Source organism: Sphingomonas pseudosanguinis, from assembly GCF_014196255.1.
Classification (GTDB): Bacteria; Pseudomonadota; Alphaproteobacteria; order Sphingomonadales; family Sphingomonadaceae; genus Sphingomonas; species Sphingomonas pseudosanguinis.
This window is the reverse complement of the sequence record NZ_JACIDH010000005.1, coordinates 56,150-73,028: the sequence shown is the minus strand read 5'-3', so window position 1 is coordinate 73,028 and position 16,879 is coordinate 56,150. Positions and strand designations below refer to the sequence as shown.

The 16,879-nt window shown below is 66.8% G+C and carries 11 protein-coding genes; 2 read left to right on the top strand and 9 right to left on the bottom strand.

Features of this window, described 5'->3' with window-relative positions:
- Positions 1-102: 102 nt before the first annotated feature.
- The 5 genes from GGR48_RS08115 to GGR48_RS08095 are packed head-to-tail and all read right to left on the bottom strand — an operon-like array spanning position 103 to position 9,966.
- Entirely contained in the window at positions 103-2,181 is a 2,079-nt protein-coding gene (locus tag GGR48_RS08115) for a glycoside hydrolase family 97 protein (protein ID WP_183951413.1), read from the bottom strand.
- Complete coding sequence (locus GGR48_RS08110) at positions 2,178-3,791, bottom strand: alpha-glucosidase family protein (RefSeq protein ID WP_183951412.1); 1,614 nt, start codon at positions 3,789-3,791, stop codon at positions 2,178-2,180. The genes GGR48_RS08115 and GGR48_RS08110 overlap by 4 nt, the downstream gene beginning before the upstream one ends.
- Positions 3,791-5,584, bottom strand: coding sequence for an alpha-amylase family glycosyl hydrolase (locus tag GGR48_RS08105; protein ID WP_183951411.1), 1,794 nt, complete (start codon positions 5,582-5,584; stop codon positions 3,791-3,793). Before GGR48_RS08105 ends, GGR48_RS08110 begins: the two co-directional genes overlap by 1 nt.
- On the bottom strand, positions 5,581-7,137 hold the full coding sequence (locus tag GGR48_RS08100) for a tryptophan halogenase family protein (RefSeq protein WP_183951410.1): 1,557 nt from the start codon (positions 7,135-7,137) through the stop codon (positions 5,581-5,583). The genes GGR48_RS08105 and GGR48_RS08100 overlap by 4 nt, the downstream gene beginning before the upstream one ends.
- Before the next feature lie 54 nt (positions 7,138-7,191).
- On the bottom strand, positions 7,192-9,966 hold the full coding sequence (locus GGR48_RS08095; protein ID WP_183951409.1) for a TonB-dependent receptor: 2,775 nt from the start codon (positions 9,964-9,966) through the stop codon (positions 7,192-7,194).
- A gap of 206 nt (positions 9,967-10,172) precedes the next feature.
- On the opposite strand from GGR48_RS08095, the gene GGR48_RS08090 reads away from it, so the two are divergent.
- Together GGR48_RS08090 and GGR48_RS08085 are read left to right on the top strand one after the other, a co-directional pair.
- On the top strand, positions 10,173-11,204 hold the full coding sequence (locus GGR48_RS08090) for a substrate-binding domain-containing protein (RefSeq protein WP_183951408.1): 1,032 nt from the start codon (positions 10,173-10,175) through the stop codon (positions 11,202-11,204).
- Positions 11,205-11,235: 31 nt separating this feature from the next.
- Complete coding sequence (locus tag GGR48_RS08085; protein ID WP_183951407.1) at positions 11,236-12,717, top strand: MFS transporter; 1,482 nt, start codon at positions 11,236-11,238, stop codon at positions 12,715-12,717.
- 6 nt (positions 12,718-12,723) lie between these two features.
- Here the strand turns inward: GGR48_RS08085 and GGR48_RS08080 are convergent, their stop codons facing one another.
- The 4 genes from GGR48_RS08080 to GGR48_RS08065 form a co-directional block, all read right to left on the bottom strand.
- On the bottom strand, positions 12,724-14,058 hold the full coding sequence (locus GGR48_RS08080; protein WP_183951406.1) for a sensor histidine kinase: 1,335 nt from the start codon (positions 14,056-14,058) through the stop codon (positions 12,724-12,726).
- Positions 14,059-14,082: 24 nt separating this feature from the next.
- The gene (locus GGR48_RS08075; protein ID WP_007404208.1) at positions 14,083-14,802 is read right to left on the bottom strand and encodes a response regulator; all 720 of its coding nucleotides are present in this window, start codon (positions 14,800-14,802) and stop codon (positions 14,083-14,085) included.
- Between the two features lie 74 nt (positions 14,803-14,876).
- Complete coding sequence (locus GGR48_RS08070; protein WP_183951405.1) at positions 14,877-15,356, bottom strand: EF-hand domain-containing protein; 480 nt, start codon at positions 15,354-15,356, stop codon at positions 14,877-14,879.
- 121 nt (positions 15,357-15,477) lie between these two features.
- A complete protein-coding gene (locus GGR48_RS08065) occupies positions 15,478-16,728 on the bottom strand; it encodes a TetR/AcrR family transcriptional regulator (RefSeq protein ID WP_183951404.1) in 1,251 nt (416 codons plus the stop codon).
- Between the last annotated feature and the right edge of the window lie 151 nt (positions 16,729-16,879).

Below are 16,879 nucleotides of genomic sequence, written 5' to 3'. Positions count from 1 at the left end.
GGACCATCGCGAAGCGATGGTGGAGGGGCGAGGGGCGAATGCCCCTCCACCACGCCCGCAGGGCGTGGTCCCCCTCCCCATCGGAGATGGGGAGGATTGGGCTTACAGCGCCTTCAACCGGATCGCCTGACCGCCACCGGGGGCGAGCGACAAGGTGAGGGTGTCGCCCTTCTTGACGCGCTTGGTCTCGAACGCGATCGAATGGCGCGCGTCGGTCGCATAGGTCGCACCGGGGCCGTCCTTATAGACCTGCGTTTCATAGGACTTGCCCGGATCGAGGAAGTCGAGCGTCACGGTCAGCTCACGCGCATTCTCGTCGGTGATCGACCCGATATACCAGTCGCGACTCTTCCGGTCGCGCCGCGCGAAGGTGACGTAATCGCCGACCTCTCCGTTCAGGACGCGGCTATCCTCCCAGTCCACCGGCACATCCGCGATGAAGCGGAAGGCTTGGCGGTATTTGGCATAATTCTCGGGCGTGTCGGCCGCCATCTGCACCGGCGAGTAGAGCACGACATAGAGCGCCAGCTGCTTGGCGATAGTCGACTGGATCGGGCTGTTATCGCTCCCCGTCAGGCTCAGCACACCCGGCGTGAAGTCCATCGGCCCTTCGAGCATCCGGGTGAAGGCCAGGTTGACCTCATGCTCGGGCGGGTTCTTGCCCGGCCAGGCATTATACTCCATCCCCCGCGAGCCCTCGCGCGCCAGCCAGTTGGGATAGGTGCGGCGCAGGCCGGTGTCCTTGACCGGCTCATGCGCATCGATCGACACCTTGTACTTGGCGGCGGCTTCCAGCACGCGCAGATGGTGGTTCACCATCCACTGGCCCTCATGCCACTCACGGGCGACCGAGCCGTCCGCGTTCACCCGCTCGATCTGGCCCGCATCGGCGACATAGCCGGTCTTGACGACATGCTCGCCATGATCGGCGGCGAATTTGAAGGCCGGGTCGAACTGGCTCTCATAATGGCTGACCGCGCCGCCCGTCTCGTGATGGCCGATCAGCGAGACGCCCTTGGCCTTGGCGTATTTCGCCAGATAGTCCGCGTCGAAATCCTCGGCCGGGGTCGCGAACTGCATCGCCGAGCCATTGCCCGCCCAGTCGCCGTCCCAGCCGATATTCCACCCCTCGACCAGCACGCCGGGGATGCCGTATTTCGACGCGAAGTCGATATAGGTCTTCACATTCGCCGTGGTGGCCCCGTGGCGAGGGCCGCGCGCCCAGCTCCACTCGCCCTTGATCATCTTCCACCAGACGCCGACGAACTTGCCCGGCTTCACCCAGCTGACGTCGCCCAGCTTGTTGGGCTCGTTCAGGTTGAGCATCAGATGGCTCGTATAAAGCCCGCCCGCATCCGGCGCGATCAGGAAGGTGCGCCACGGCGTCGTCCAGGCGCCTGTCTTCACGACCTTGGGCGCGCCCGAGCCGGGGGTGAGGACCGCCTTGAAGCTGTTCCCCTCGGTCTTCATGACGCCCATGCTGGCATAGTCGACCAGCGCCGCCTCGTGGATGGCGATATGGGTGCCGTCGTCCAGCTTCATCGTGATCGGCGTCGCCGCCGTGCCGACCGCGCTGATGGCTGTGCGATTGTAGAGATATTCCTCGCGGTTCCAGAGGAAGGCGGGCTTCCACCACGCCGTCCCGTTCTGCGCGATGTTGAACTCGGTCAGTTCCTCGGCGATGTTCGCCTTGGGCAAGGCCTGCTGCTCAGGAAATTCGTAGCGGAAGCCGACGCCGTCATCCTGCACCCGGAACACCACGTCATAGCGGCGATGGAGCGCACTCGATTCCATCAGGCGGACGCGCATCTCGCGGTGGTTGTCGCGGATGGTGCGCCACTCGCCCCAGGGCTGGGTCCAGCTGGTGTCGGACTTGGCGTGCGACACGGACTCGATCTTCAGCCCCCGCTCGATCTTGGGCGCGTCGGTGAACATCATGCCCAGTCGCGAGGGCGCGACGATCGCCTTGCCGTTGCGGGCGATCATATAGACCGCGCGACCGTCATTGTCGGTCGACACCTGCACCGTGATCTTGCCGTCGGGCGAGGTCTCGATCGCGTCGGGCTGTCCGGCGGGCTTGGCGAATTTGAACGTCTCGTTGACCGCTGGATCGGCGGGACCGTTTTGGGCTTGCGCCGCGCTGGCGATCAGGCCGAGCCCGATGGCGATGGTCGTCTTCATGCAGTCATCTCCCGGATCGCCGCCGCGAACGCGCCCAGGCGTTCGTCGGTGGCGCTATTGATCTGGACCAGCACCCGCCCACCGCGTGGCAGGGCAGGGGGCAGGGTCACGGGCGTGTCGCCCAGATTGAACAGGCAGAGCAGGCGCTGGTCGCCCTCGCGCCGCTCGAAGGCGAGCAGCTGGTCGTCGGCGTGGAGCAGCGTCAGGTCGCCGACCGCCAGCGCAGGCGTCTCGGCCCGCAGGCGGACGAGGCGGCGGGTCAGGTTCAGCAGCGAGTCCGGGTCGCCGTCCTGCCGGTTGACCGCCAGCGCGGCATGGTCCGGCCCGACCGGCAGCCACGGCTCGGCATCGGAGAAGCCGCCGTTGATCGCGTTGCTACTCCACGGCATCGGCGTGCGCACCCCGTCGCGCGACAGGGTCAGCGGCCAGTTGGCGATCGCTTCTGGATCGACCAGCCGCTCGAACGGCACATCGACCTGGGTCAGCCCCAGCTCCTCACCCTGATAGACAAAGGCATTGCCGCGCAAGCTGAGCAGCAACAGCATCTTCATCCGCGCAAAGGCGTCACGATGCTCGGGGCTGGCCCAGCGCGAGACGGCACGGGGCGCGTCATGATTCTCGAACGCCCAGCTCGGCCAGCCCATGCCCGGCTCGGCAGGCCATTTCGTCAGCGCGTCGGCAACGATGCGCGGGGTCAGCCGGTCTGCATAGAGGAAGTCGAAGCCATAGGCCGTGTTCAGCCGGTGGTCCCCGGCGGTGAACAGTTTCATCTCGCGATCCGCCTCGTCGCCGCCGACCTCGGCCACGGTGAAGCGGTCGCCATACTCGTCCAGCGTCGCGCGGATGCGCTCCAAGAACGGTACGATGTCGGCATGGCTCTGATTGTAGAGCTTGAGCTGGAAGTCGAACGGCCGGGTGCGCGTCTTGCCGGTGTCGGGCGCGGGCGGGTTATCGCGCATCGTCGGCTCGTGCATCATGAAGTTGATCGCATCGAGCCGGAAGCCGTCCACCCCCCGGTCGAGCCAGAAGCGCGCGGTCGCCAGCAATTCGGCCTGCACGTCCGGGTGGTGGACGTGAAGCTGTGGCTGCTCCTTCAGGAAATTGTGCAGATAATATTGCCCGCGTCGCGCGTCCCAGGTCCAGGCGGGGCCGCCGAACACCGACTGCCAGTTGGACGGCGGCGAGCCGTCGGGCTTGGCATCGGCCCAGACATACCAGTCGGCACGCTTATTGGTGCGACTGGCGCGGCTCTCGGTGAACCAGGGGTGCTCGTTGGAGGTGTGGCTGTACACCTGATCGATGACGACCTTCAGCCCCAGTTCGTGGGCGCGGGCGACCAGCGCGTCGAAATCGGCGAGCGTGCCGAAGATCGGATCGACATCGCGATAATCCGCCACGTCATAACCGAAATCCTTCATCGGCGAGGTGAAGAAGGGCGACAGCCAGATGGCGTCCACGCCCAGGCTGGCGACATGGTCCAGCCGCGCGGTGATGCCGGGCAGGTCGCCGATGCCGTCGCCATTGCTGTCGGCAAAGCTGCGCGGGTAAATCTGATAGATCACCGCGCCCTTCCACCAGGGGCGCAGGGCCTTGTGGGCAGTCTCGGTCATCAACGGCTCTCCGCCGCGCAGACGGCATAGCCGAAGGCGGGCAATTCCAGCATCAGGCTCCCCGGCGCGGCGGCGCTGGGCGAGCAGGTTCCGGCCATGGTCGCGAAGCGCGTCGATCCCGTTTCGACCTGCACGGCCTGCGCGATGGGCTTGGCCGATGTGTTGAACGCGATCACATATTCGCGCCCCGTGGCGGGATCGAAGCGCGACACCGCGAACAAGCCAGGTGCATCGCCGCGCGCGCGGATCACCTGCCGTCCTCGCGTCAGCGCCGGATTGGCGGTGCGCAGGCGGGCAAGCGTCGCGATCTCGCGATAGAGCGGATGGGTGGGGACAAAGCTGTCGGTCGCAGTCGTCTTCGTCGTGCCGACCAGCTTGTTGTCGTTGTAGCTCGCGACCTTGCTGGCGAGCATGTCCTCGCGCGCATCCTGGTCATTGCCGTCGCCCGCGAAGCCTTGTTCGTCGCCCGAATAGATGGTCGGCACCCCGCGCAGGGTCAGCAGCATCGCATGGCCTAGTTCGACCCGCTTCAGGATTTCGTCGTCCGAGGCGTTCGGGTTCGCCAGACGAACGTCGCGCGCGAACCGGCCATGGTCGTGATTGCCAAGGAAGGTCGGGAGGATGTCCGCCGTCGCCTCGCCCTTGGCATAGAGCACATCGCCCTCGAACAGGTTGGAGAGGACACGCGTCGGCTTGTTCTCGGCGACCGTCTGGATGACCGCGTTCATGAAGGCGAAGTCGAGGACTGCCGGATAGTCGGCGATCTTGGTCCAGCGCGCGAGATAGCCCGGCTCCATCCCCGCCGTCACCTCGCCGAAGATGTGGAAGTTCGGGATGCCCTTCGCCTTGGCCCGGTCGAGCATGGCGGGTACGAAGCTGCGCCAGAATTCCGGGTTCACATGCTTGGCGGTGTCGATGCGGAAGCCGTCGATGCCGAAGCGGTCGATCCAGCTGCCATAGATGTCGATCATCCCCGCAATGACGCGCGGGTTTTCGGTATAAAGATCGTCCAGGCCAGAGAAATCGCCGGTGGTCGAGCTTTCGTCCTCGAACGTCGTGTTGCCGCGATTGTGATAATAGATCGGGTCGTTGAGCCAGGCGGGGGTCTTGGCGTTCTTCTCCGCCGCCGGGACGTAGGGCGTGTAGGCGTAGGTAGGGTCGGTCAGCTTGGCGAAGTTCGCCGCCGTCTGCACGTCATCGCCCAGAAAGCCCGGATTGATCGGCGCACCCTTCACGCCGCCGCGCCGCTGATAGGGATAGGTCGCGCGGTCGCGATAGGGGCAGGGCGATCCCTCGGCGCATTCGCGATACTGGATCACGTCGGCGGTATGGTTGACGATGATGTCCATATAGACCTTCATCCCCCGGCCATGCGTCGCCGCGATGAAGGCACGCAGATCCGCCTCGGTGCCCAGATGCGGGTCGACCGTGGTGAAGTCGGTGATCCAGTAACCGTGATAGCCGGCGCTCTCCTGTCCCTTGGCACCCTGCACGGCCTTGTTCTTGAAGATCGGACCCAGCCAGATCGCGGTCGCGCCGAGCCGCTGGATATAGTCGAGGCGTTTGGTCAGCCCCTTCAGGTCGCCGCCATGATAGAAGCCCTTGTGGGTCGGATCGAAGCCGGTGGTCAGCGGGCCGCCCTTCAGCCCGCCGCGATCATTGGCGGTGTCGCCATTCTCGAACCGGTCGGGCAGGACGAAGTAGATCACCTCGTCCTGCGGCAGGCGCTGGCGATAATCCTGCGCCGCCAAGGGTGTGGCGGTCGCGAGCAGGGCGAGCAGCAGCTTCTTCATGGGGCAACCCTTTGGGCAGGTGCGGCGCAATGCGCGGCGAGGAAGGCGTCGTGCGTCGGCAGCCGGCTGGCCACCTGCGCGGCGTGACGCCAGGTGAGGCTGAGGAAATCATCCAACTCGTCGGCCGACAGCGCGTCGGCGAGGGCGTGATGGCCGACGGGCAGGATGCCCTGTCCGATCATCACCTGCGCCCAAGCAGGCTCGGCGAAGAGTTCGTCGCCCTCGCGCTGGATACGGCCATTGGCCCGGAACAGCGCAATCCGCGCGGTGAGGCTGTCGGGCAGGGGTACCGCGCGACGTTCGGTCCAGAACGGCTCTGCCCTGGCATTGGCGTGGTAATGCAGGATCAGGAAGTCGCGGATGCCCAGCCATTCGGTCTCGGTCAGGCGGTTATAGGCATCGACCTCGACCTGCTGCTGCGTCGACCCCGGCCAATATTCGAGCAGCCGCGCGATCCCCGACTGGATCAGATGGATGCTGGTCGACTCCAGCGGTTCAACAAAGCCCGCCGCCAGCCCCAGTGCGACGCAATTACCTACCCAGGCGCGCCGCCGCCGCCCGGTGGTGAAGCGCAGCAGACGCGGATCGCCGAGCGCCTCGCCGTTCAATGCGCCGAGCAGTCGGTCGGCGGCCTCGTCGTCCGAGAGATGGCGGCTGTCGTAGACCAGGCCGTTGCCCGTGCGATGCTGGAGCGGGATACGCCAGCGCCACCCCGCGCCGTGCGCGATTGCGCGGGTATAGGGGGGTAGGGGGCTGGCCCGCTCGCCCGGCACCGCCAGCGCGCGGTCGCAGGGGAGAAGTTCGGACCAGTCATCGAACGGCTCGGCCAGCGTCTCGCCGATCAGCAGCGCGCGAAAGCCGGTACAGTCGATGAACAGGTCGCCCGTTTCGCGGTGGCCGCCCTCCAGCATGACGTGATCGATCCGCCCGGTGGCGTCGCGTGCGACCAAGGCGATCTTACCCTCCACCCGCACCACGCCCGCCCCCTCGGCGTGGCGGCGCAGCAGCGCGGCGTACAGGCTGGCGTCGAAATGATAGGCCCAGGCAAGCCCGCTGGGTAAATCGGGGCGGCCGGGGTCGGGGGCGAAGCGGCCTGCCATCGCGGCCTGCGCGCTCGCCATATGGGTCCAGAGCGAGGCCGGGTTCGCTGCGCCGCCGCCGCGCAGCCAGTAATGGTGGAACGGCACCAGCCCCAGTCCGCGCCCGATGCTGCCGAACGCATGGAGATAGCCGCTGCCCTCGCCCGACCAGCCCTCGAACCGGATGCCCAGCTTGAAGCTGCCATTGGTGGCGCGCAGGAATTGGGCTTCGTCGAGGCCGAGCATCTGGTTGAACAGGCGGATACCGGGGATGGTCGCTTCGCCCACCCCGACCGTGCCGATCGCATCGGATTCGATCAGGGTGATGCGGGTCGAGGCGGGCACGAACCGCGCCAGTGCCGCCGCCGCCATCCATCCGGCAGTGCCGCCACCGACGATCACGACGCGCTGTGTGACGGCTGCCTGTGGGATCGCGGGCCTTGCGATACGGTCTGTCGAAGGGGCGGCGTCCATGCGGCGTCTCACGAAATCCGGCGCCGATCATCGAACCGGCGCGGGGTAGGGGCATCAGAAGCGATAGGTAAAGCCGGCCAGGAAGCGGCGGCCATAGCTCTGATAGTCGATCACCTGCTCACGGTTTCCGCCATTGGTGGTGACGAAGGGCGTGTCGGTCAGATTCTGGCCCTGCAGGAACAGCGACAGCCCCTTGAACGTGCCCTCCTGGAAGTCATAGCCGATCTGGCCGTCGACGATCGTCTCGTCGATGGCGCGGCGGCGGACGCGGTTGGCGCCGAAGCCCGACAGCTCACCCACGAAGGTCGAGCGGTAGCGGACCGAGCCACGGATGTTCAGGCCCCATTTCTCGAAATAGGCGGTCCCGTTGGCGACCCAGCGCGAATAGCCGGGAATGTCCTCGGGCTCGCCGCCGGGCGTCGGGGTGATCTCGGTCTTCGTGTACGACCCGCCGCCCGTCAGGCCGAAGCCGTCGAGGAAGCCGACCACCTGACCCAGCGGCAGCGTGCCCGCCAGCTCGACGCCGTAAATCTTGCCGCCGGTGCCGTTGATCGGCCGGGTGATGCGGCCCTGATTGGGGATGCCGGCGGGGAGCGCGGCGGGCAGGGGCAGGCCGGTATAGTCGTAGGGCTGCTCAAGATTGTAAACGAAGCTCTTGAGATCCTTGTAGAAGCCCTGCGCCGCCAGATAGCCGCGCGTGCCGAAATACTTCTCGACCGTCACGTCGAACGAGTTCGACCGGATCGGGCGGAGGAACGGGTTGCCGCCATTGCCGGAGATGATGCCCTGCTGCGCATCGAAGCCATAGGACAGCGCGACGCGCATGTCGTCGAAACGCGGACGCATCATCTGGCGCGCCGCCGCCACGCGGAACACCCAGTCGCTGGGCAGGCGCAGCGACAGGTTGGCGCTGGGCAGGATGTCCCAGTAATCGTCGCCCTGGACGATGTTGGTATAGCCGGTGCCGTTATAGATCAGCCCGCGCGACTTCTGCTCGGTGCCGACCGCCTGCACGCCGATATTGCCGGTCAGCTCGGCCGTGCCCAGCTGCGCCTTCAGATCGGCCTGGAGATAGGCGGTCATCAGATGCTCGGTCGTGGTGTACGCTTTGGCGGGCACGTCGGGGCTGGCGTTCGGCGTCAGGGTGATGACCCCGCCCGCCAGCAGCGCGCGCGGATCATAGCTGAGCATCGGTCCCAGACCCAGATAGGTCAGATCGGTCGGCGCCTGGCGATATTGCTGCGGCAACGGCGCGATGGTGGCGCCCCCGGGCAGGGTGACGAACTGCTCGTTGGGGCTCAGCGACTTGGAATGGTCGGTATAGTTCAGCCCGAAGCGCAGCGCGCTGACGATCGGCGTGGCGACCTCGCGCTCGATCTCGACGCGGTACTGCTTGATCTCGTCGGTGACCTTGCGGTCGTTGAAATAGCCGGTCTGCCGCGTCTGGCCGCCCCAGCCCAGCGGATCGGTGAGCTGGATCAGGTTGGGATCGGAATAGTTCAGCGTCGGCTTGAAGACGGTGCCGTTCCGCCCCGTCGTGAAACCGATCGTATCGGTCGCGCCGACGCCCTGGCCGTATCCGGTGCCGCTATAGGTCTCCAGCGTGATCTCGTCGCGATCGGTGCGCGAATAGCTGAGGTCCAGCATCGCGCTCCAGCCGTCATCGCCCTTATACTTGCCGTTATAGCCGAACGAATAGAGCTTGGCCTTGCGCTGGAACGAGTCGTTGCGGATCACGCCTTCGACATTGTTGAAGGTGCCCGAGGTGACGAGGCCGTTGGCGACGACCGGGTTGGTCAGCGAGGTGCCCGAACCCCAGGCCAGCGGCAGTTCGATACCGCGCTTGATCTGGTCGTCGTTGAAGTCGGAATAGAAGCCGTCGAGCGTGCTGGTGAAATGGTCGCTCATTTGCCACTGTACCGTGCCCGAAAGGCCCAGGCGCTTCAGCGTGGTCGAGGTGACATAGGATTTGGAGCCGCCGATGACCTTCGCCGGCTGGCCGCCGACCGTGGTGTCGGCATAGCCCCAGGCATTGCCTTCCTGAATCTGGTATGGTTCGTTGAGATAACTGGCCGACAGCGCGACGCCGATCGTGTCGTCGGCGAACTGGTCGACATAGGTCGCGGTCGCGCGATAGCCGAAGTCCTTCGACCCCGCATTCAGCTTGCCGATATCGGCATAGGTGCCGCGCGCGCCGACCGAGAAGACGCGCTTGCCGTAATCGAGCGGGCGGATGGTCTTCAGGTCGACGGTGCCCGACAGACCCTGGCCGATCAGGCCGGCATTGGCGGTCTTGTAGATCAGCACCTGGTTGACGACTTCGGCCGGATACTGGTCATATTCGACCGCGCGATTGTCGCCGGTCGAGGTCTGCTCGCGGCCGTTGAGCAACGTGGTCGAGAAATCGGGCGCGAAGCCGCGGATCGAGATGGCGTTGGAGCGGCCGTTGACGCGCTGCGACGTGACGCCGGGCAGGCGCGCGATCGACTCGGCGATCGAGGCGTCGGGCAGCTTGCCGATATCCTCGGCCGAGACGGACTCGACGACCAGATCGCGGTTCTTCTTCTCGGCGACGGCGTTTTCCAGCGCGGCGCGGAAGCCGGTGACGACGATATCGGTGCTGTCGGCTTCGCCCTGCGCTGGCGTCTGGGACTGGGCGGCGGCGCCGTCATTGGGGTTGGCGCTGTCGGCCGTCTTGGCCGAGGGATCGGGCACGATCGCATAATTCTGCGCGGCGAGCGGCGCGGCGATGACCAGGGCCAGCGTGCTGGCGCCGAGCTTCAGGAACGAGCGCGCGGCATCGGCCGGCGCCACAGGGCGAACCGTCATGAAATCCCCTCCAGGAAACCCCGCCTTCTTTCAAGGGACGGGTATGGTTGTTGGGGCTTTCTGTGAAATCGATCGCGGCAAATGCCAATCAACCCGCATACGTATTCAATGCGGCCGTTTCGGTCTGTTGCATTATTACGACAGGGTGCATGCCCAACCCGGATCGGTCATACCGGAGGGCATTCGCACAGGAGGATGCCCGAGCCGTGGTTGGCCAGAGAAAGCCCACATCGTTCGATATCGCGCAACTGGCCGGCGTCTCGCAGCCGACGGTCAGCCGTGCGCTACGGGGCAGTCCCTCGGTCAGCGCGGCGACGCGCGCGCGGATACAGGCGATCGCCAAGACGCTGAACTATACGGTCGATCGCGCCGCCTCCAACCTGCGTAGCGGGCAGACGCGGACGCTGGCACTGCTGCTGTTCCGCGATCCTTCGCCCGGGCGGACGCTGATCAATCCCTTTTTTCTCGGTATGTTGGGCTCGATCATGGAGAGCTGTGCGGAGGTCGGATACGACCTGCTCGTCTCCTTCCAGAATGTCGAGAATGACTGGCAGGCCGATTATGAGGACAGTCACCGCGCCGACGGGCTGATCCTGCTCGGCTATGGCGATTATGCCGATTACCGCGAGCAACTCGACCAGCTGGTCGCGCGCGGCACGCATTTCGTGCGCTGGGGATCGGTCGCGCCGGGGCAGCCGGGGCTGACCATCGGTTGCGACAATCATGCCGGTGCGCTGGCGGCGACGCGGCACCTGATCGCGCAAGGGCGGACGCGGATCGCCTTTCTGGGCGACGCGACCGACCATTATCCCGAATTCCACGACCGTTATCGCGGCTATTGCGATGCCTTGGCCGAGGCGGGGCTGGCGTGCGACCCCATGCTCCAAGTCGGTGCCATTTCCAGCGAGGAGGCGGGCGAGCGGGCGGCGCGCGCGCTGCTGGCGCGTGGCGTCACGTTCGACGGGATCATGGCGGCGAGCGACCTGATCGCACTCGCCGCGATGCGGGTGCTGGCCGAGGCGGGGCGGCGCGTGCCGGCGGATGTCTCGGTGGTCGGCTTCGACGATATTCCGGCCGCCAGCTTCGCGCATCCACCGTTGTCGACCGTGGTGCAGGATGCGGCGGCGGCGGGTCGCCTGCTGGTCCGGGCGCTGCTGGCGGAGATTTCGGGCAAGCCGCGCACTGCCACGTTGCTGCCCGCGACCTTGGTCGTGCGCGGATCGAGTGTGCGGCCATAATCATAACGATAAGAGTGCATTGGGAGGGGATATGGAGAAGCCGCGTCAGGGCTTTTGGGGATTGTGGAATACCTCGTTCGGCTTTTTCGGTATCCAGATCGGCTTTGCGTTGCAGAATGCGAATGTCAGCCGGATTTTCCAGTCGATGGGAACGGCGGAAAAGGACCTCGCCTTTCTGTGGATCGCCGCACCGCTGACCGGGCTGCTCGTCCAGCCGATCATCGGCCATTATAGCGACCGCACCTGGAGCCGGTTCGGGCGGCGGCGTCCCTATTTCCTGGCGGGCGCGGTGCTGGCCACGCTGGCGCTGATCGGCATGCCCAATGCGGGCGGATTGCTGGCGGCGGCGATGCTGTTGTGGCTGCTTGACGCCTCGCTCAACATCTCGATGGAGCCGTTCCGCGCGTTCGTCGGCGATATGCTGCCCAGCCGCCAGCGCACGGCGGGCTATGCGTTCCAGACGGCCTTTATCGGCGCGGGCGCGGTGCTGGGGTCGCTGGCGCCGCAATTGCTGACCGATGTCTTCCACGTCGCCAATGTCGCGCCGGCGGGGGACGTGCCGGCATCGGTACGCTATGGTTTCTATATCGGCGCGGCCGCACTGTTCGTAGCGGTGCTCTGGACCGTCCTGACCACGCGCGAATATTCGCCCGAACAGATCGCCGCCTTTGCCGAGCAGGATGCGGGGCAGGCGGTGCATAGCGATGCCGTGCCCTCCACGCGGATCGGGGCCGCGCCGATGTGGATCGCCGCCGGCGCACTGATCGTCGCGGCGGTGGGCTGGCTGGGGCTCGACAAGCCGGTCTATCTGCTGGGCGGTGGCCTCATTGCCTTCGGCCTCGCGCAGATCGTCAGCGCGGCGCTGGTACGGGGCGGGAAGGCGCAGAACGCGCTGAGCCAGATCCTGGCCGATCTGGCGGCGATGCCGGCGACGATGAAGCGGCTGGCGCTGGTCCAGTTCTTCACTTGGTCGGCGCTGTTCATCATGTGGATTTATACCACCCCGATCGTCGCCGAACGGGTCTTCCATACCCGCGATGCGACGAGTGCGGCCTTCAACGAGGGTGCGAACTGGGTCGGCGTGTTGTTCGCGGTCTATAGCGGGGTGGCAACGCTCTGGGCCTTCGCGCTGCCGCCGCTGGCGCGCGCGATCGGGCGTCGCAATACGCATATCCTCGGACTGTTATGCGGCGCGGCGGGGTTCGCATCGTTCCTGGTAATTACGGATGCTTGGGTGCTGCTGGCGTCGATGGCGCTGGTCGGCATCGCCTGGGCCTCGATCCTGACCATGCCCTATGCGATCCTGTCGGCGGCGCTGCCGGCGGAAAAGCTCGGCATTTATATGGGTTTGTTCAACATCTTTATCGTGTTGCCGCAGCTGATCGTGTCGTCGGTGATGGGCGCGGTGGTCAGTCGCTTCTTCCCGCAGGACGTGGTCTGGACGATGGCCATCGCCGCCGGGGTGATGGGCCTCGCCGCGCTCGCGATGCTGCGGGTCGCGCGCGATGCGTGAGGCGGCTCAGCGGGGCAGGGTGATGGTCGCCGCCAGCCCGCCCTCGGGCCGGTTGGTCAGGCGGATGTCGCCCCCCGCCTCGCGCACGATCGACCGGGCGAGCGCCAGCCCCAGGCCGATGCCGCCGGTGTCGCGGTTGCGCGAGCTTTCCAGGCGGATGAAGGGATCGAACACCGTCTCCAGCTGATCCGGCGCGATGCCCGGCCCCTGATCGGCGACGATGATTGCAATCTCATGCGGCTTGGCATCGATTCGTACATCTGCGCTATGGCCATATTTGACCGCATTCTCGATCAGGTTGCGCACCGCACGCCGCATCAGGGAAGGACGCAGCTTCAGCCGGAGCCGCCCGCTCTCCTCGAATGTCACCTCCTGCCCCAGATCGTGGAAGTCGGCGACCACGGCATCGACCAGCGCGTTCAGGTCGACATCGGTCTCCGCCTCGCTGGGCCGGCCGACCCGCGCGAGCGAGAGGATGTCCTCCAGCGTCTTGTTCATCTCGGCGATGGTGTCGGCCATGCGCAACCGGTCCTGCTCGTCCTCGACCGACTCGATCCGCACCCGGAGCGCGGCGAGGGGCGTGCGCAGGTCATGGCCGATCGCACCCAGCATCCGGTCCTTTTCCTCCAGCATCGCCCCGATCCGCAGCCGCAGCGCGTTGAACGCGGCGATCAGCGCCGATACGTCGAGCGGCCCCTGTTCGGGGATCGGCTCGCCCGGCTCGCGCGGGTCGAAATGCTCGGCCGCGCGGGTCAGGTCGCGCAAGGGACGGGAGATGCGCCGGCCGATCCACAGCACGGGCAGCAGGATGATGCCATAGAGGATCAGCGTCTGGGTGATCAGCCGCCAGACCAGATACATGCCGTCGCGCGGCCAGATCGAACGGGTGACGAGCCAGCCGCGCCCGCCCGGCTGTTCGACCGCGATCATCAGCTCGTCGACGGGATGACGCCGTCCGAAGCGGCGGCGCGGCCAGTCGAAATCGGCCGGGTTGAACGGGCGGATACCGGTGACGATGCGCCCGACCGGATGGCCCGACTCCACCAGTCCTTCGCGGATCAGCGTCTCGACCCCGGTCACACGCGGCAGGCCGGGGGCGATCGGATTGGCGGCGGCGCGGCGCACGCGCCCGCGTTCGTAGGGCGGGATGCGACCATTGCCCGACCGCTCGATCGCGTCGTTCAACCGCGCGATGGCCGGTCCCGAAATCTGTTCGAGCAGCAGCGAGCGTCGCTCGCGCAGCAACAGCGTGAAGCTGATCGCCTGCGCCACGAACAGTGCCACGGCGAGCAGCAGCGCCAGTTGCGCCGCCAGCCGGCGCGGCCAGAGCCGCAGCGTCATGGGCAGACGCTCACAGACGGGGGTTCACAGGCGGGTGACCTCGGCGGCCAGCGTATAGCCGCCGCCCCATACGGTCTTGATGATCTCGGGCGACTTGGGGTCCGCCTCGATCTTGCGGCGCAGACGGCTGACCTGGTTGTCGATCGCCCGGTCGAAGGCGGCGGCCTCGCGCCCCTGTGTCAGGTCGAGCAGCTGGTCGCGGGTCAGCACCTGGCGCGGGCGGCTGACGAGGGCGAGCAGCAGGTTGTATTCGCCCGTCGACAGCATCACCGACACGCCCTCGCGGTCGACCAGCGAGCGCTCGCCCGACTTCAGCACCCAGCCGGCAAAGGCGTAGGAGCCGCTGTCGGGGGCGTGGACGCGCGCACCGCCCGCCTGGGTCCGTCGCAACACGACCTTCGCACGGGTCGCCAGCTCGCGCGGGGAGAAGGGCTTCACGACATAATCGTCTGCGCCCATCTCCAGCCCGACGATGCGGTCGGTCTCCTCGGCGCGGGCGGTCAGCAGGATGACCGGCACCTCGCTGGTCGCCGCAATATGGCGGCACAGCGACAGCCCGTCCTCGCCCGGCATCATGATGTCGAGAATGACGAGATCGATCGCATAGGCGGCCAGCCGGGTGCGCGCCGATGCCGCATCGCCGGCCTGCGTCACGCGAAAGCCCTGTTTGGTCAGATAGACGGCGAGCGGTTCGCGGATCGAACGCTCGTCATCGACGAGCAGCAGATGCGGCGTGTCGGACATGGGGCCGGGGTCTAGCATGGCGGCAGATCCTCGCAAGCGGGGCGGGCCGGCGACCGGCACCGCCCCGCCGACGATCAGTCGCCGTCGCGCATGGGCTGCGTGGCCGGGGCCGACTGGTCCGCACCGCCATGACGACCCCAGCGCCCGTGCGGCGCGGCGGCGCGTTCCTGCGCGTCGATCTTGCCGTCGCGATTGGTGTCGAGCCGGTCGAACATCGCCGCCGCCCGCGCGCGGAAGGCCTCGGCGGTCATCGGCTGCGGCGCGCGGCGGCCGGGGCGGTCACCCTGGCGCTGCGCGCGCTCGGCACGCTTCTGGTCGCGATAGGCGCGCATTTCCTCAGGCGTGACGGTGCCGTCGTGATTGGCGTCCATCGCGGCGAAGCGGCGGTCGGCGGCGGCCAGCGCGGCGGTACGGTCGATATTGCCCTGGGCATCGGGCTGCATGCCCATCAGGCCATGGCGCATCGGGGTGGCGTTGGGCGTGCCGGTTTGCGCCTGGGCGGCGGTCGCGGTGATCATCAGGCCGAGGGAAAGGCCGATCAGGGTCTTTCGCATGGTGGGCGGGTCCTTGGGTCGGGGAAGGGCCGATCCCTTCCGATGATGACGTCTATGGCCCGCGCCTGTCCCCCGATCATGTCGTCGCGCCCCCGCAATTGTCGCAATTTGTAGAGGGGCGTCAGTCCGCCAGCAACCGGTCGTCGAACAGGCCATAGAGGATGGTCGAGGCATAGAGCGCGATCGCGCGGGGCCGCTCCATGGTGGCGGCCCATTTGCGCATGTCGAAGGCGGCGTTTTGCAGCGCCATCAGCATCTGCGCGGCGATCAGTGCGTCGACGGGACGCATCGACCCTTCCGCCACCCCGTCCATGATCGTCCCGGCATAGCGCCGCGCGATCCGGTCCGACCGGTCGACCATCGCGCGACGGGCGTCGGCGGGCAGGCTGGAGAGCGCGCTGGTGCGCAACAGCGGCCCCCGCTCGGCGAACTGGATGTCGAGCAGGGTCGCGATCGCGCTCGACAGGCGATGCCAATGGCTGCCCCCGGCGGCGTCGGCCAGTTGCTGGGCCGAGGTGATCGTGTCGAAGCTGCGGCGATAGCAGGTGACGACCAGATCGTCCTTGGCGTCGAGATGATGGTAGAAGCTGCCCTTGGTGACGTTCAGCTCGGAGGCGATCCGCTGCACGCTGGCGCCGCGATAGCCGAGCTGGTTGATCAGCCGCGTCGCCGCCAGCAGAAAGGCCTCGCGCCCCGGCTCCGCCTCACGCCCGGAATGTCCTTCGGCGCCCAATGGAAGGAGGGAAGGAGACCAGCCCGAACCACGCGCGGCGACGCCGTGCGTCAGCACGTCGAGCAGCCGTTCCTCGACCCGGTGATACTGGTCGGGTTCGTAACGGGGCAGCCAGATGGGCAGCCAGAAGGTGTTCTCCAGCAGGACATGCGCGCGTGCGCCGTACAGATCCTGATGCGCACGGCTGGCGGGGGTGCCCCACAGGCCGCGCGTGGTGCGGAACACCTTTTGCCAGCCGGCCATCAGCCGCCCCCGGATCGGCTCCTCCATCGCTCGCAGATCGGAGAGGACGGCGAAAGCGGTTTCCTCCCCGCGCTCGATCCGCGACAGCCGGTCCATGTTGAGTGCGATATAGCGGGCAATGCGGGCCTGCGGCGTCGCCTCCCGGCCGGCGATCGCCAGCATGTCGAGCAGCCGTTCGAGCGTGTTCTCGAACGCGGCGGCGGCCAGATCCTCCTTGCGCTTGAAATAATAGGTGACGCTGGTGGTGTTCAGCCCGACGCGCCGCGCGACATCGGCGAAGGTCATGCCCTTGGCCGATTGCTCGTTGATCGCCGCCGCCGCCGCCGCGAGAATCGCGTCGCGTTTCTGCCGGTAGCGTTCGGTATTCTGCCCCTCTGTGACGGGCATCGCCGCCATGTCCGCTATTCCCTTTTGGTCAAGCAAGGACGTTAGAAGAAAAAGTATGGCCGGTCACCGGGATTTTCGGCGTGTCGGCATAAGGCATTGGGGTGTCGGGCGGGGCGGTGGTCCGCCGATCCGGTATGGCGAAGCATGGTGCATCACCCCT

Coding starts and splice junctions, on each gene's coding strand:
- GGR48_RS08085 (WP_183951407.1), top strand. CDS start 11,236: ATGGAGAAGCCGCGTCAGGGCTTTTGGGGATTGTGGAATACCTCGTTC.
- GGR48_RS08075 (WP_007404208.1), bottom strand. CDS start 14,802: ATGTCCGACACGCCGCATCTGCTGCTCGTCGATGACGAGCGTTCGATC.
- GGR48_RS08100 (WP_183951410.1), bottom strand. CDS start 7,137: ATGGACGCCGCCCCTTCGACAGACCGTATCGCAAGGCCCGCGATCCCA.
- GGR48_RS08070 (WP_183951405.1), bottom strand. CDS start 15,356: ATGCGAAAGACCCTGATCGGCCTTTCCCTCGGCCTGATGATCACCGCG.
- GGR48_RS08080 (WP_183951406.1), bottom strand. CDS start 14,058: ATGACGCTGCGGCTCTGGCCGCGCCGGCTGGCGGCGCAACTGGCGCTG.
- GGR48_RS08095 (WP_183951409.1), bottom strand. CDS start 9,966: ATGACGGTTCGCCCTGTGGCGCCGGCCGATGCCGCGCGCTCGTTCCTG.
- GGR48_RS08110 (WP_183951412.1), bottom strand. CDS start 3,791: ATGACCGAGACTGCCCACAAGGCCCTGCGCCCCTGGTGGAAGGGCGCG.
- GGR48_RS08115 (WP_183951413.1), bottom strand. CDS start 2,181: ATGAAGACGACCATCGCCATCGGGCTCGGCCTGATCGCCAGCGCGGCG.
- GGR48_RS08065 (WP_183951404.1), bottom strand. CDS start 16,728: ATGGCGGCGATGCCCGTCACAGAGGGGCAGAATACCGAACGCTACCGG.
- GGR48_RS08105 (WP_183951411.1), bottom strand. CDS start 5,584: ATGAAGAAGCTGCTGCTCGCCCTGCTCGCGACCGCCACACCCTTGGCG.